Below are 11,745 nucleotides of genomic sequence, written 5' to 3'. Positions count from 1 at the left end.
CCGCGGTGTTCCTGGAAGGAGCGTCAAAGCTTTCACGGGCGGCTCTTACTTGTTGGGCTGCGGCGTGATGCGCAGGTAAGGCTTCACGGCCTTGAAGCCCTTGGGAAAGCGCTCTGCCAGCTCGGCCGGGTCCTGGATGCTCGGCACGATGACCACGTCGTCGCCGTCTTTCCAGTTCACGGGCGTGGCCACCTTGTGGCTGTCGGTGAGCTGCAGCGAATCGATCACGCGCAGGATCTCGTCGAAGTTGCGGCCGGTCGATGCCGGGTAGGTGATGGTGGTGCGGATCACCTTCTTCGGATCGATGATGAACACGCTGCGCACCGTGGCCGTGGCCGAGGCGTTCGGGTGGATCAGGTCGTACAGGTCGGCCACCTTGCGGTCGGCGTCCGCAATGATCGGGAAGTTGACGGTGGTGTTCTGCGTTTCGTTGATGTCGCTGATCCAGTCCTTGTGCTTGGTGGCCGGATCGACGCTCAGCGCAATGGGCTTCACGCCGCGCTTGGCGAATTCGCCCGACAGCGCCGCGGTCTTGCCCAGTTCGGTGGTGCACACGGGCGTGAAGTCGGCCGGGTGCGAGAAGAACACGATCCACGAATCGCCGCCCCACTGGTAGAAGTCGAGGGGGCCTTCGCTGGAGTCCTGGGTGAAATTGGGGGCGGTGTCGCCGAGTCGCAGAGTAGCCATGGTCGCTCCTGGATGGATGGGAGCCTTGGATTGTGCGAACCGTTGCTTCAATGCCAAACGAATATCTGCTTGTTTGGATATGACGTTTTTCGCATAAGGCGACAGGAAAGGCGCGTTCGAGGCGCCCCTAGAACATGCGCATGTCCTCGCTTTGCAGGTGCTCCATCAGGAAATCGATCAGCCGCCGCACCGCCGGCACCAGCGCCCGCCGCGCGGGGAACACCATGTGCGCCACCACCGGCGCCGGCCCCCAGCCGGGCAGCAGCCGCACCAGGCGGCCGGCGTCGATGTCGGCGCGGCACATGTAGTCGGGCAGCATGGTCGCCCCGACGCCGGCCAGCGTGCCCTGCTGCAGCGTCACGAGGTCGTCCGCCACGTAGCGCGGCGTGTGGGAGTGGACGTGGCTCTGGCCTTCGGGGCCTTCCAGCCGCCAGTCGCTGCGCCCGTCCCCGTTGACCGACATCGCCGCCGTGGGCAGCTTGCCGAGGTCGGCCACGGTTTCTGCCGGCCCGTGGCGCGCCAGCAGCGCCGGGGTCGCCACCAGCACGCCACGGCTGTAGCCGAAGGTCTTGGCCACCAGCACCGTACTGTCCTCGATGGAATGCCGCACCCGCAGGGCGATGTCGATGCCCTCCTCGATCAGGTCGACCGGCCGGTTGATCACCCGCATGTCCACCCGCACCGCCGGATAGCGCGCCATGAAGAGCGGCATCAGCTGCCCCAGCCCGCTGTGCACGATGGTGACCGGGCAGCTGATGCGCACCAGGCCGCTGGGCTCGTTCTGCACCTGCGCCACCGCCTCGGCCGCCGCCTGGGCCGCGTCGCGCATCGCGGCCGAGTGCCGCAGGTAGATCTCGCCTGCGGGAGTCAGCGACAGGCGACGGGTGCTGCGCTGCATCAGCTGCACGCCCAGGCGCTCCTCCAGCTCCGCCACGCGGCGGGAAAGCCGCGACTTGGGAATGCCGAGCGCCCGGCTGGCGGCAGCAAAACCGCCGCGCTCGGCCACTTCGGCGAAAAAAACCATGTCATTGAGGTCTTGCATGGCGCTCATTGTCCTGCAATCAGGACGATCTATGCAAATTTTGGCTACTTATCAATCACTCGACTCAAAAATAGAATTCTCTCAACGCCGGCCACTTTTGAGCGCCGACACCATCCACACGAAAGTGATTGATATGAAGCTGCTCCACATCGACTCCAGCATCCTCGGTGCCTATTCGACCTCCCGCCTGCTGACGGCCGAGACCGTGGCCGCCTGGAAGGCCGCGCACCCCGACACCGTCGTCGAGTACCTCGACCTGGCCGTCGACGCCCCCGCGCACTTCGGCGCCGACGCCCTGGCCATCAAGACCGGCCCGCAGGCCGAGCCGACCGAAGCCCAGCAACGCGAGAACGCGTTGTCGGAAAAGCTGGTGAGCCAGTTCCTCGCGGCCGACGTGGTCGTGGTCGGCGCACCGCTGTACAACTTCTCGGTCCCGACCCAGCTGAAGGCCTGGATCGACCGCCTCGGGCAGGTCGGCCGCACCTTCAAGTACACCGAGACGGGCCCCGTGGGCCTGGCCGGCGGCAAGACCGTGATCGTGGCGTCCAGCCGCGGCGGCGTCTACTCGACCAGCGACTGGGGCCAGGGCGCCGAGCACCAGGAGAGCTACCTGAAGGTGGTCTTCGGCTTCTTCGGCATCACCGACGTGCGCATCGTGCGTGCCGAGGGCGTGGCGATGGGCGACGAGCCCAAGGCTGCCGCACTGACCGCGGCGCGCTCCGACATCCTGGTGGCGACGGCCGAAGCCGCGAACCAGAAGGACGTCGCCCAGGTTGCCTGAGCGCCTCGACGCCAAAAAAAAGCCGCCCCGTGGGGCGGCTTTTTTCATGGGCGCGGATCAGGCGGCCGAATGGCTCTTGATCCAGGCAACGTACTTGTCCATCCACCCCTGCAGGAACTTCTTGGAGCCTTCGTTGCCGATGTGGCCCTTGTCGTCGAACAGGTCGTCCTTGGTCTGCAGGAACACTTCGGGCGAGCCCAGCGTGGGCACGTCCAGATAAGCCAGGATGTTGCGCAGGTGCTGCTGCGCGAGCGCGGTGCCGATGGCGCCTACCGAGATGCCGACCACGCCGGCCGGCTTGCCGCCCCAGGCGTTCTGGCCATAGGGACGCGAGGCGTGGTCGATGGCGTTCTTCAGCACGCCGGGGATCGAGCGGTTGTATTCGGGCGTGACGAACAGCAGGCCCTGCGCGGCTGCGATCTCGCTCTTCAGGCGCTTGACTGCGGGCGCCTGGTTGCCGTCGTCGTCCTGGTTGTAGAGCGGCAGGTCGTCGATGCGCACGTGCTCGAAGGTGAAGTCCGACGGCGCGAGGTGCGCCAGCGCGAGCGCGAGCTTCTGGTTGAACGAATCCTTGCGAAGACTGCCGACAACGACGGCGATCCGGGTCTGGGCCATGGGTGACTCCTTGGTGTGAATGAAAGGTCTGGAGGAAGGTCCGAAAGACGAACGCGATTATGCGAATCGCCCATGACCTTTTCCGGAAAAGTTCTTGCGCCATCGCGCGCCCTGCCAGATGCTGGAGGCCATGCCTCTGTCCTCTTCCTCCTCCCAGTCGTCTCACTACGACGTCATCGTCGTCGGCCTCGGCGCCCTCGGCGCGGCCACGCTCTACCAACTCTCGCAGCGCGGCGCCCGCGTGCTGGGCATCGACCAGTTCGCGCCGCCGCACGACCAGGGCTCCTCGCACGGTGACTCCCGCATCACGCGGCTGGCGGTCGGCGAAGGCGACGAGTACGTGCCCTTCGTGCAGCGCTCGCACACCCTCTGGCGCGAACTCGAGGCCCGCACCGGCAAGCCGCTGATGACGACCACGAGCGGCCTCATCCTCGCGCCGCGCGACCGCGTGGCCGAGCACCACGGCAAAGCCGATTTCGTGCGCCGCACCATCGCCTGCGCCGAGCGCTTCGGCATCGCGCACGAGGTGCTCGATGCGGCCGGCATCCGCGCGCGTTTTCCGCAGTTCAAGCTGCAGGGCGACGAGATCGGCTACCACGAGCGCGATGCCGGCTTCGTGCGGCCCGAGGACGCCATCGGCGCACAGCTCGCGGTGGCCCGCGCCTCGGGCGCACAGACGCGCACCGGCGAGCGCGTGCAATCCGTGGAGCCCGTGGGCAACGGCGACACGGTCCGCGTGCGCACCGATTCGGCCAGCTTCACGGCAGACCGCGTCGTGGTCGCGGCGGGCGCGTGGCTGCCCGAATTCCTCGGGCGGCAGGCGCGCACCGACTGGCAGGCGAACTTTTCGGTACACCGGCAGGTGATGCATTGGTTCGATACCGGCAGCGCCGCCGCCGACTTCTCGCCCGGCCGCTTTCCCATCTTCATCTGGATGTTCGGCGACGGTCAGGAAGACTACATGTACGGTTTTCCGTCCTCCGACCCCGCGCAGCCCGCGCTCAAGGTCGCGACCGAGCAGTACGTGGCGGCCACCACGCCCGACACCATCGAGCGCAGCGTGAGCCCCGAGGAAACCGCCGCGATGTACCAGGGCCGCGTGGCCGGCCGCTTCCCGCAGATCGGTGGCCGCGCCCTGAAAGCGCGCGCCTGCATGTACACCGTGACGCCCGACCGCCGCTTCGTGATCGATGCTCTGGAGGGCCTGCCCCGCGTGCTGATCGCCTCGGCCTGCTCGGGCCACGGCTTCAAGCATTCGGCCGGCCTTGGCGAAGCCATTGCCGACCAGGTGCTGGGCCGCGCCATTTCTCACGGCCTCGACCTGCGCCCCTTTGCCCGCCAGCGGCTGCTGGAGAAGGAAACTGCCTAGAGCGGCCCGGCGCGAACGCGGGCATCATCGCTCCCGATCTTCTTGATTTCTGGAGCAATGCGCGATGAGATTCCTGGTGGTGGGTGCCGGTGCACTCGGTGGTTATTTCGGCGGCCGTTTGCTGGAGGCGGGGCGCGACGTGACCTTTCTTCTTCGTCCGCGCCGCGCAGCCCAGCTCGCGAAAACCGGGCTCGTGGTGCAGAGCCCTTTCGGCAACCTCGAATTGCCGGCGCCCAGGCATGTGCTGGCCGAGGACATCGACGGCCCCTATGACGTGGTCGTGGTCGGCAGCAAGGCCTACGACCTGGACGCGACGATGGACTCGTTCGCGCCCGCGATCGGCCCGAACACGGCGATCCTGCCGCTCCTCAATGGCATGAAGCACATCGACCAGCTGGTCGAGCGCTTCGGCGACGAGCGCGTGCTCGGCGGCCTCTGCATGATCTCGGCCACGCTGGACGACGAGGGCCGCGTGCTGCACCTGAACGACATGCACGGCCTGAGCTACGGCGAGCGCGCGGGCGGCCGCTCGGCGCGCGTCGATGCCATCGCGGCCCAGTTCGCCGGCGCGAAGTTCGACGCCACCGCGAGCGAGACCATCGCGCAGGACATGTGGGAGAAGTGGGTCTTCATCGCCTCCGCGGCGGGCCTCACCAGCCTGATGCGCGCCACCATCGGCGACATCGTCGCGGCCGGCGGCCAGGACGTGGCGCTCTCGATCTTCGACGAATGCTGCGCCATCGCCGCGCACAACGGCTTCGCGCCGCGCCCCGCCGCCATCCAGCGCGGCCGCGCGGTAGTGACCACGGCCGGCTCGCCGATGACGGCGTCGATGTACAAGGACATGGTGCGCGGCGCGGCCGTGGAAGCCGACCACATCGTGGGCGACCTCCTCGGCCGGGCGCCTCAAAGCGGTTCAGGCGATTCGCCGGTGCCCACGGTGCTGCGCACCGCCTACGTCCACCTCAAGGCCTACGAGGCCCGGCGCGCCCGCGAGGCCGGCTGACCCGCATGGCCGACGCGCTCGCATTCCTTCACACGGCGCAGCCGCATGTGCAGACCTTCGGGCGGCTGATGCGCGACATGGCGCCCGATCTCGACGTGCGCCACCTGGTGATGGAAGAGCTGCTGGCCGACGCACGCGTCGTGGGCGTGGACAACGCGGCGCTGGTCCAGCGCGTGCAGGAGGCCATGCGCGAGGCGGCATCGGACGGCGCCGCGGTGGTCGTGTGCACCTGCTCGACCATCGGCGGCATCGCCGAGAAAACCGCCACCGGCGGTGCCTTCTCGGCCCTGCGCATCGATCGCGCCATGGCCGACCGCGCGGTGCGCACCGGCCCGCGCGTGCTGATCGTCGCGGCCGTCGAAAGCACGCTGGAGCCGACGACGGCGCTGATCCTCTCGGCAGCGACGCAGGCCGGCGTTGGAACCCGGCCCAGTGCGCTGCTCGTCCAGGAGGCGTGGGCGCATTTCCAGGCCGGCGATACCGGCCGCTATGTGGAGACGCTGGCAGCAGCGATCCGCAGCGCGGTCGGCAAGGCCGACGTGGTCGTGCTCGCGCAAGCCTCGATGGCGCCGGTGACGCCGCTGCTTGCCGACCTGGGGATCGATGTGCTCAGCAGCCCGGGGCTGGGCGTTGCGCATGCGGTGGCGACGCTGCGGGCGTCGGGCAATGCGTGGAATGCCAGCGGCACGGGCATGCTGTACGGGCCACAGGGCTGAGCCCGTTGCGGCTCTTGCACCGAGGGGTCGAGTATCTATTCACGTAGATATTCAACAGCCCCTGCATTCCCAATGAGGACCGGGGAAATCTATCTATTCACGTTGCTATTCGGCGTCCTGCCCAATTACTCCGACTTGAGGATCGTCTCCCCCTTCACCACCCCCATGTCCCGCGTGTTGAAGCGATGCCGCTTCCACCCGGCCCAGGTGCGGCGGAAGTTCGCAAGCGAGATGCCGTAGTACAGCACCTTGAACATCCGCAGCGCGCCCCACATCGGCGTGCCCTTGTAGATGTCGCCGGCCAGGAGCGACATCAGCGCCTCCTTCACCCGGAACGGATTGCCCGGGTGCATGAACATGTCGCGGATGGTCGGGTTGGTCACGCGGTAGATGAACCACGAATACTCGCGCGGGCCCTTGCGCATCATGGCCTCGAAGCCCTGGCGCGCGGTGGCCAGCTCGGCCGGCTGGTCCAGCGCGGTGGCCACCAGCTGGGCCCCGTCGAAGGCGCTGTGCATCGCCAGGTACACGCCCGACGAGAACATCGGGTCGATGAAGGTGAAGGCATCGCCCAGCAGCAGGTAGCGCTCGCCCGTGGCGTGCGTGCTCGAATACGAGAAGTTGCCGGTGGCATGCACCGCGTCGTCGACCAGCGTGGCGTTTTTCAAGCGCTCCACCAGCACCGGGCAGGTGGCGATGGTGTCGTGGAAGAAGTCCTTCAGCGGCTTGTCGCGCGTCTTCAGGTAGTACGGCCAGCACACCGCGCCCACGCTGGTGGTGCCGTCGGCCAGCGGAATGAACCAGAACCAGCCGTGCGGAAACCAGCAGATGCTGATGTTGCCTTCCTTCTTGCCCTCGAGCCGCTCGGCGTTCGTGAAGTGCCCGAAGACGGCGGTGCTGTTGTGGTCGGGGTTCTTTTCCTTGCAGCGGAATTTGTTGGCCAGCAATGTGTCGCGCCCGGTGGCATCGACCACGAAGCGGGCACGCCAGCTGCGCCTGGCGCCATCGTCCATCTCGGCCTGGACGGTCGCGCCGTCGGCATCGAAAGCCACGTCGCGCACCTTGCAGCCTTCCAGCGTCTGCGCGCCGCGGGTGGCGGCGTTGCGGAACAGCAGTTCGTCCAGCTCCGAGCGGCGCACCTGCCAGGCGGAGTCGAGCGACTTGTCCCAGCCCTCGGCAAAGTCCACATAGCTGCGGTGCTCATGATCGGGCGAGACGAACTCGATGCCGAATTTCGGCATGCCGATCTTCTCGACCTGGTCGCGCACGCCGAGCCTGTCGAACAGTTCGACGTTCGCCGGCAGCAGCGATTCGCCGATGTGAAAGCGCGGGTGATGCGCCTTCTCGAGCAGCACCACGTGGCGGCCCTGTTGCGCCAGCAGCGCCGCGACGGTAGAGCCGGCGGGGCCGCCGCCGATCACGATCACATCGCAGGATTCGTGCGCGGCCGGGCTGGGTTCGATGGCTTCAGTCGGGAGAGACATTCAGGCTGTACAACATTGTTTGACAATGCTGCGCAGCATAACGCCCTCGGCACAGGCACGGTCCCTGTGCCGATCCGCATCCGCCGCAGATTGACGTTCGACCTTCACGCAGGATTCGCCATGCCTTTTCTTCGCTTTCTCGTCGCCGCCGCCTTCTGTCTCCTTGCCGCATTCGCGCACGCCGCGGGCTTCAGCACCTTCGAGATACCGGCCGACGCCGGGGGCCCGGCGCTGCGCGGCGCGGTGTGGACACCCTGCGCCGCGCCGGCCGGCGAAATCAGGCTCGGCCTCTACGCGATTGCCGGCGTGCGGGATTGCCCGGTCGCGGCAAGCGGCCCGCTGCCGCTGGTCGTGCTGTCGCATGGCTACGGCGGCTCCTTCCTCGGCCACCACGACACAGCGCAAGCGCTGGCCGATGCGGGCTTCGTCGTCGCGGCCATCAACCATTCGAACGACAACTTCCAGGTCCAAGGCACTCCGAACGACAAGCTCTCCGCGCTCGCGACGCGCACCACCGACATCCAGCGGCTCGTCGACTACATGCTCGTGCAATGGCCCGCGCACGACCGGCTGGCGGCCGGACAGATCGGCTTCTTCGGCTTCTCCAGAGGCGGCTTCACAGGCCTTGCGCTCGCCGGCGGCCGTCCGGATTTCGAGCGGCTTCCGTCCCGTGCCGCGGCGACCTGCATATCAGCGCCGGAAGGCGCGGCCTGCGTGCAGGCCCGGCAGCGGTTGCGCGAGCTTCTCGCCACGCCGGTGGTCCACGACGCCCGCATCAAGGCCGCGGTGATCGCCGATCCGCTCGCCATGGTCTTCGATGCCGAGCGCCTGAAGAACGTGACGATCCCGATCCAGCTCTGGGCCTCCGAGCGCGGTGGCGACGGCGTGCTGCCCCGCGACGTGGATGCCGCGCGGCGCGCCCTGCCCTCGCCGCCCGACTACCGCGTGCAGCCCGGCTCCGCGCACTTCGCCTTTCTTGCACCCTGTTCCGAGGCGATGGCCAGGACCTTGCCCGAGATCTGCAGCGACGCCTCCGGCTTCGACCGCGTGGCCTTCCACGCACAGCTGAACGCCGCAGTGCTCGCCTTCTTCAGGCAGCACCTCGCGCCGGCGTCCAAGCCCTAGCCGGCGCGCCGCTGACCGGCGAGGCGCCGCACCACGGCGACCAGGCGATCCACCTCGTCGAAGGTGTTGTAGAACGCGAGCGAAGGCCGCACCGTCGTCTCCACGCCGAAGCGCCGCAGGATCGGCTGCGCGCAGTGATGGCCCGTGCGCACCGCGATGCCTTCGTCGTTCAGCGCGTGGCCCACTTCCTCGGTGGTGTAGCCGTCGAGCACGAAGGACATCACGCTGGCCTTGTCGGCCGCCGTACCGATCAGCCGCACGCCCGGGATCGCACCGAGCTGCGCCATGCCGTACACGAGCAGGTCGTGCTCGTAGCGCGCGATGTTCTCGATGCCGACCTTGTTGACGTAGTCGATCGCGGCGCCCAGGCCCACCGCATCGGCGATGTTGCCGGTGCCGGCCTCGAACTTGTTCGGGATCGGCTGGAACACGGTCTTCTCGAAGGTCACGTCGGCAATCATGTTGCCGCCGCCCTGCCAGGGCGGCATGTCCTCGAGCACTTCGCGCTTGCCCCAGACCACGCCGATGCCGGTCGGGCCGAACACCTTGTGGCCGGAGAACACGAAGAAATCGGCACCGAGGTCCTGCACGTCCACGCGCATGTGCGAGACCGACTGCGCGCCGTCGACCAGCGCCTTGGCGCCGGCGCGATGCGCAAGCTCGACGATCTCCTTCACCGGCACCACGGTGCCCAGTGCGTTGGAGACCTGCGTGACCGCGACGATCTTCGTGCGGTCGTTCAAGAGCTTGCGGTATTCGTCGAGCAGCACCTGCCCGGAGTCGTCCACGGGGATCACGCGCAGCTTCGCGCCCTTGGCGGCGGCGAGCTGCTGCCACGGCACGATGTTGGCGTGATGCTCGAGGTTGGAGACGATGATCTCGTCGCCCTCGCCCACGTGCTGGCCGCCCCAGCTCTTGGCCACGAGGTTGATGGCCTCGGTGGTGCCGCGCACGAAGATCACCTCTTCGACTTCGGGCGCGTTGATGAACTTGCGCACGCGCTCGCGTGCTCCTTCATAGGCATCGGTCGCACGCGCGGCGAGCTCATGCGCCGCGCGATGGATGTTCGAGTTCTCGTGCGCGTAGAAATACGCGATGCGGTCGATGACCGACTGCGGCTTGTGCGTGGTGGCCGCGTTGTCGAACCACACGAGCTGCTTGCCGTTGACGCGCTCCTGCAGGATCGGGAAGTCGCGGCGCACGGCATGGACGTCGAACGGCGGATGCTGCCCGCTGCCGGCGAGCGGCACCGCGTCGGGACCGCGCGGATCGGCCTTCGCCGGCGTGACGAAGCCGTTGGGCAGGCGCACGGCATCGACGAAGTAGAACTGTGCATCGCGGCCAGCCGGCGCCGAAGGCGGGCTCGGCGGCAATGCCGGTTGAGCCGTCGGCGCCGCCAGGCCTGCGAACGGATCGTGAATCGCGAAGCCATCGCTGGCACCGGCCGTTGGATGTCCGTAGCTGTTGTTCAGGAAGTAGAACGGTGACGTGGCCGATTGCGGCGATGCGGGCGCACCGACCTGCTGCGGCACCCCCAGCACCGTGCCGCCCGAACGCGGCTCGAAGGCCGGCGCCACGGACAACACGTTGTCCGGCACGCCATTGCCCGCGACCGCATGCGGCAGCAGGGCCGGCGCGCGGTTCGCGAGCGAAGGCAACTGGGTTGGCGATGCCGGCAGCACATTGGCGCCCGGAATCTGCCCCTGCGGAATCGGCGTGCCCGGCACGCTGGGACCGAAGCCGGCGGGGCTCACCAGCGGCGAGCCCGGCGGCGCGATGTTGGACGGGAACTGCGCACCCGGCACCAGCCCGCTCGCCACGCCGGGCAGCGAGGTCGGCGGCGTGCCCGGAAAATAGGCGGGTGCCGTGCCCGGCAGGGCGGCGAACATGGCGCTCGCCATGCGCGCGAGGATCGCCGGATCGAACGGCGCCTCGCCCGGAATCGTTGGGTTGCTCACCGCGGCTTACTTGTAGGTGTCGGGATAGTCGTGGTACTTGCCGATCTCGACGTCGTCGAGCACCGCCAGCGCGTCGGTGGTCAGCACCGCGAGCGAGCAGTACAGCGAGATCAGGTACGACGCGATCGCATGGTTGTTGATGCCCATGAAGCGCACCGACAGCCCCGGGCTCTGCTCACCCGAGAGGCCCGGCTGGAACAGGCCCACCACGCCCTGGCGCTTGTCGCCCACGCGCAGCAAAAGGATCTTGCTCTTGCCGTCGGCCACCGGCACCTTGTTCGACGGAATCAGCGGAATGCCGCGCCAGGTGATGAACTGCGAACCGAACAGGCTCACGGTCGGCGGCGGCGTGCCGCGGCGCGTGGCCTCGCGGCCGAAGGCGGCAATGGCCAGCGGGTGCGTGAGGAAGAACGCGGGCTCCTTCCACACCTTGGTGAGCAGCTCGTCCAGGTCGTCCGGCGTGGGCGCACCGGTCAGCGGGAAGATGCGCTGCTCTTCGCTCACCTGGGCCAGCAGGCCGTAGTCGGGGTTGTTGATGAGCTCGCTCTCCTGGTTCTCCTTGATCGTCTCGATCGTGAGGCGCAGCTGCTCCTTGATCTGGTCGTGCGGGCTGCTGTACAGGTCGGAGATGCGGGTGTGCACGTCCAGCACGGTGCTCACGGCATTGAGGTAGTGCTCGCGCGGGTTCTCTTCGTAATCGACGAAGGTGCGCGGCAGCTGGTTTTCTTCTTCGCGCGAGGTGCAGGTGACCTTGATCGACTCGGGGTTCTTGACCTTGTTGACGCGGTAGATGCCCGCCTCCACCGGCACCCATTGCAGGAGGTGCGTCAGCCAGCGCGGGCTGATGGTCTCCAGCTGGGGGACTGTCTTGGTGGCATTGGCTAGCTGGCGTGCGGCGTTGTCGCCAAGGGCGGTGGTACCACCGACTGTTGCGCTCATGGATCAAGGCTCCGGGGTTGGAA

At 67.8% G+C, this 11,745-nt stretch carries 11 protein-coding genes; 5 read left to right on the top strand and 6 right to left on the bottom strand.

The window, feature by feature from the left end:
* Nucleotides 1–45: 45 nt before the first annotated feature.
* Nucleotides 46–687: a peroxiredoxin gene (locus BM133_RS05920; RefSeq protein WP_093432293.1), complete on the bottom strand. Its 642-nt coding sequence runs from the start codon at nt 685–687 to the stop codon at nt 46–48.
* Between the two features lie 127 nt (nt 688–814).
* Entirely contained in the window at nt 815–1,729 is a 915-nt protein-coding gene (locus tag BM133_RS05915; protein ID WP_093435078.1) for a LysR family transcriptional regulator, read from the bottom strand.
* Between the two features lie 133 nt (nt 1,730–1,862).
* Here BM133_RS05915 and BM133_RS05910 point away from each other — a divergent pair, with 133 nt between their 5' ends.
* A complete protein-coding gene (locus BM133_RS05910) occupies nt 1,863–2,510 on the top strand; it encodes an FMN-dependent NADH-azoreductase (RefSeq protein ID WP_093432292.1) in 648 nt (215 codons plus the stop codon).
* Between the two features lie 57 nt (nt 2,511–2,567).
* Here the strand turns inward: BM133_RS05910 and BM133_RS05905 are convergent, their stop codons facing one another.
* Complete coding sequence (locus BM133_RS05905; protein WP_093432290.1) at nt 2,568–3,125, bottom strand: NADPH-dependent FMN reductase; 558 nt, start codon at nt 3,123–3,125, stop codon at nt 2,568–2,570.
* A gap of 130 nt (nt 3,126–3,255) precedes the next feature.
* Here BM133_RS05905 and solA point away from each other — a divergent pair, with 130 nt between their 5' ends.
* The 3 genes from solA to BM133_RS05890 all read left to right on the top strand — a co-directional run bounded on the left by solA (nt 3,256) and on the right by BM133_RS05890 (nt 6,216).
* Nucleotides 3,256–4,494, top strand: coding sequence for an N-methyl-L-tryptophan oxidase (gene solA, locus BM133_RS05900; protein WP_093435076.1), 1,239 nt, complete (start codon nt 3,256–3,258; stop codon nt 4,492–4,494).
* Between the two features lie 64 nt (nt 4,495–4,558).
* Nucleotides 4,559–5,500: a 2-dehydropantoate 2-reductase gene (gene panE / locus BM133_RS05895; RefSeq protein WP_093432289.1), complete on the top strand. Its 942-nt coding sequence runs from the start codon at nt 4,559–4,561 to the stop codon at nt 5,498–5,500.
* Nucleotides 5,501–5,505: 5 nt separating this feature from the next.
* Nucleotides 5,506–6,216, top strand: coding sequence for an aspartate/glutamate racemase family protein (locus BM133_RS05890; protein ID WP_093432287.1), 711 nt, complete (start codon nt 5,506–5,508; stop codon nt 6,214–6,216).
* 125 nt (nt 6,217–6,341) lie between these two features.
* Here BM133_RS05890 and BM133_RS05885 read toward each other — a convergent pair whose 3' ends face one another.
* Nucleotides 6,342–7,700: an NAD(P)/FAD-dependent oxidoreductase gene (locus BM133_RS05885; RefSeq protein WP_093432286.1), complete on the bottom strand. Its 1,359-nt coding sequence runs from the start codon at nt 7,698–7,700 to the stop codon at nt 6,342–6,344.
* A 120-nt stretch (nt 7,701–7,820) separates the two neighbouring features.
* On the opposite strand from BM133_RS05885, the gene BM133_RS05880 reads away from it, so the two are divergent.
* Nucleotides 7,821–8,825, top strand: coding sequence for an alpha/beta hydrolase family protein (locus tag BM133_RS05880; protein ID WP_093432284.1), 1,005 nt, complete (start codon nt 7,821–7,823; stop codon nt 8,823–8,825).
* On the opposite strand, the gene BM133_RS05875 is transcribed toward BM133_RS05880, so the two are convergent.
* Together BM133_RS05875 and BM133_RS05870 are read right to left on the bottom strand one after the other, a co-directional pair.
* The gene (locus tag BM133_RS05875; RefSeq protein ID WP_256219192.1) at nt 8,822–10,726 is read right to left on the bottom strand and encodes a family 2A encapsulin nanocompartment cargo protein cysteine desulfurase; all 1,905 of its coding nucleotides are present in this window, start codon (nt 10,724–10,726) and stop codon (nt 8,822–8,824) included. The genes BM133_RS05880 and BM133_RS05875 overlap by 4 nt on opposite strands.
* 63 nt (nt 10,727–10,789) lie before the next feature.
* A complete protein-coding gene (locus BM133_RS05870; RefSeq protein WP_042579703.1) occupies nt 10,790–11,722 on the bottom strand; it encodes a family 2A encapsulin nanocompartment shell protein in 933 nt (310 codons plus the stop codon).
* Nucleotides 11,723–11,745: the final 23 nt, after the last annotated feature.

This window comes from Variovorax sp. 770b2 (assembly GCF_900115685.1).
Lineage (GTDB): Bacteria > Pseudomonadota > Gammaproteobacteria > Burkholderiales > Burkholderiaceae_C > Variovorax.
This window is presented reverse-complemented; position numbering and strand designations above follow the sequence as displayed.

Excerpts from the sequence above, each read along its gene's own strand:
- BM133_RS05920 (WP_093432293.1), bottom strand. The coding sequence starts at position 687 with ATGGCTACTCTGCGACTCGGCGACACCGCCCCCAATTTCACCCAGGAC.
- BM133_RS05915 (WP_093435078.1), bottom strand. The coding sequence starts at position 1,729 with ATGCAAGACCTCAATGACATGGTTTTTTTCGCCGAAGTGGCCGAGCGC.
- BM133_RS05910 (WP_093432292.1), top strand. The coding sequence starts at position 1,863 with ATGAAGCTGCTCCACATCGACTCCAGCATCCTCGGTGCCTATTCGACC.
- BM133_RS05905 (WP_093432290.1), bottom strand. The coding sequence starts at position 3,125 with ATGGCCCAGACCCGGATCGCCGTCGTTGTCGGCAGTCTTCGCAAGGAT.
- solA (WP_093435076.1), top strand. The coding sequence starts at position 3,256 with ATGCCTCTGTCCTCTTCCTCCTCCCAGTCGTCTCACTACGACGTCATC.
- panE (WP_093432289.1), top strand. The coding sequence starts at position 4,559 with ATGAGATTCCTGGTGGTGGGTGCCGGTGCACTCGGTGGTTATTTCGGC.
- BM133_RS05890 (WP_093432287.1), top strand. The coding sequence starts at position 5,506 with ATGGCCGACGCGCTCGCATTCCTTCACACGGCGCAGCCGCATGTGCAG.
- BM133_RS05885 (WP_093432286.1), bottom strand. The coding sequence starts at position 7,700 with ATGTCTCTCCCGACTGAAGCCATCGAACCCAGCCCGGCCGCGCACGAA.
- BM133_RS05880 (WP_093432284.1), top strand. The coding sequence starts at position 7,821 with ATGCCTTTTCTTCGCTTTCTCGTCGCCGCCGCCTTCTGTCTCCTTGCC.
- BM133_RS05875 (WP_256219192.1), bottom strand. The coding sequence starts at position 10,726 with ATGGCGAGCGCCATGTTCGCCGCCCTGCCGGGCACGGCACCCGCCTAT.
- BM133_RS05870 (WP_042579703.1), bottom strand. The coding sequence starts at position 11,722 with ATGAGCGCAACAGTCGGTGGTACCACCGCCCTTGGCGACAACGCCGCA.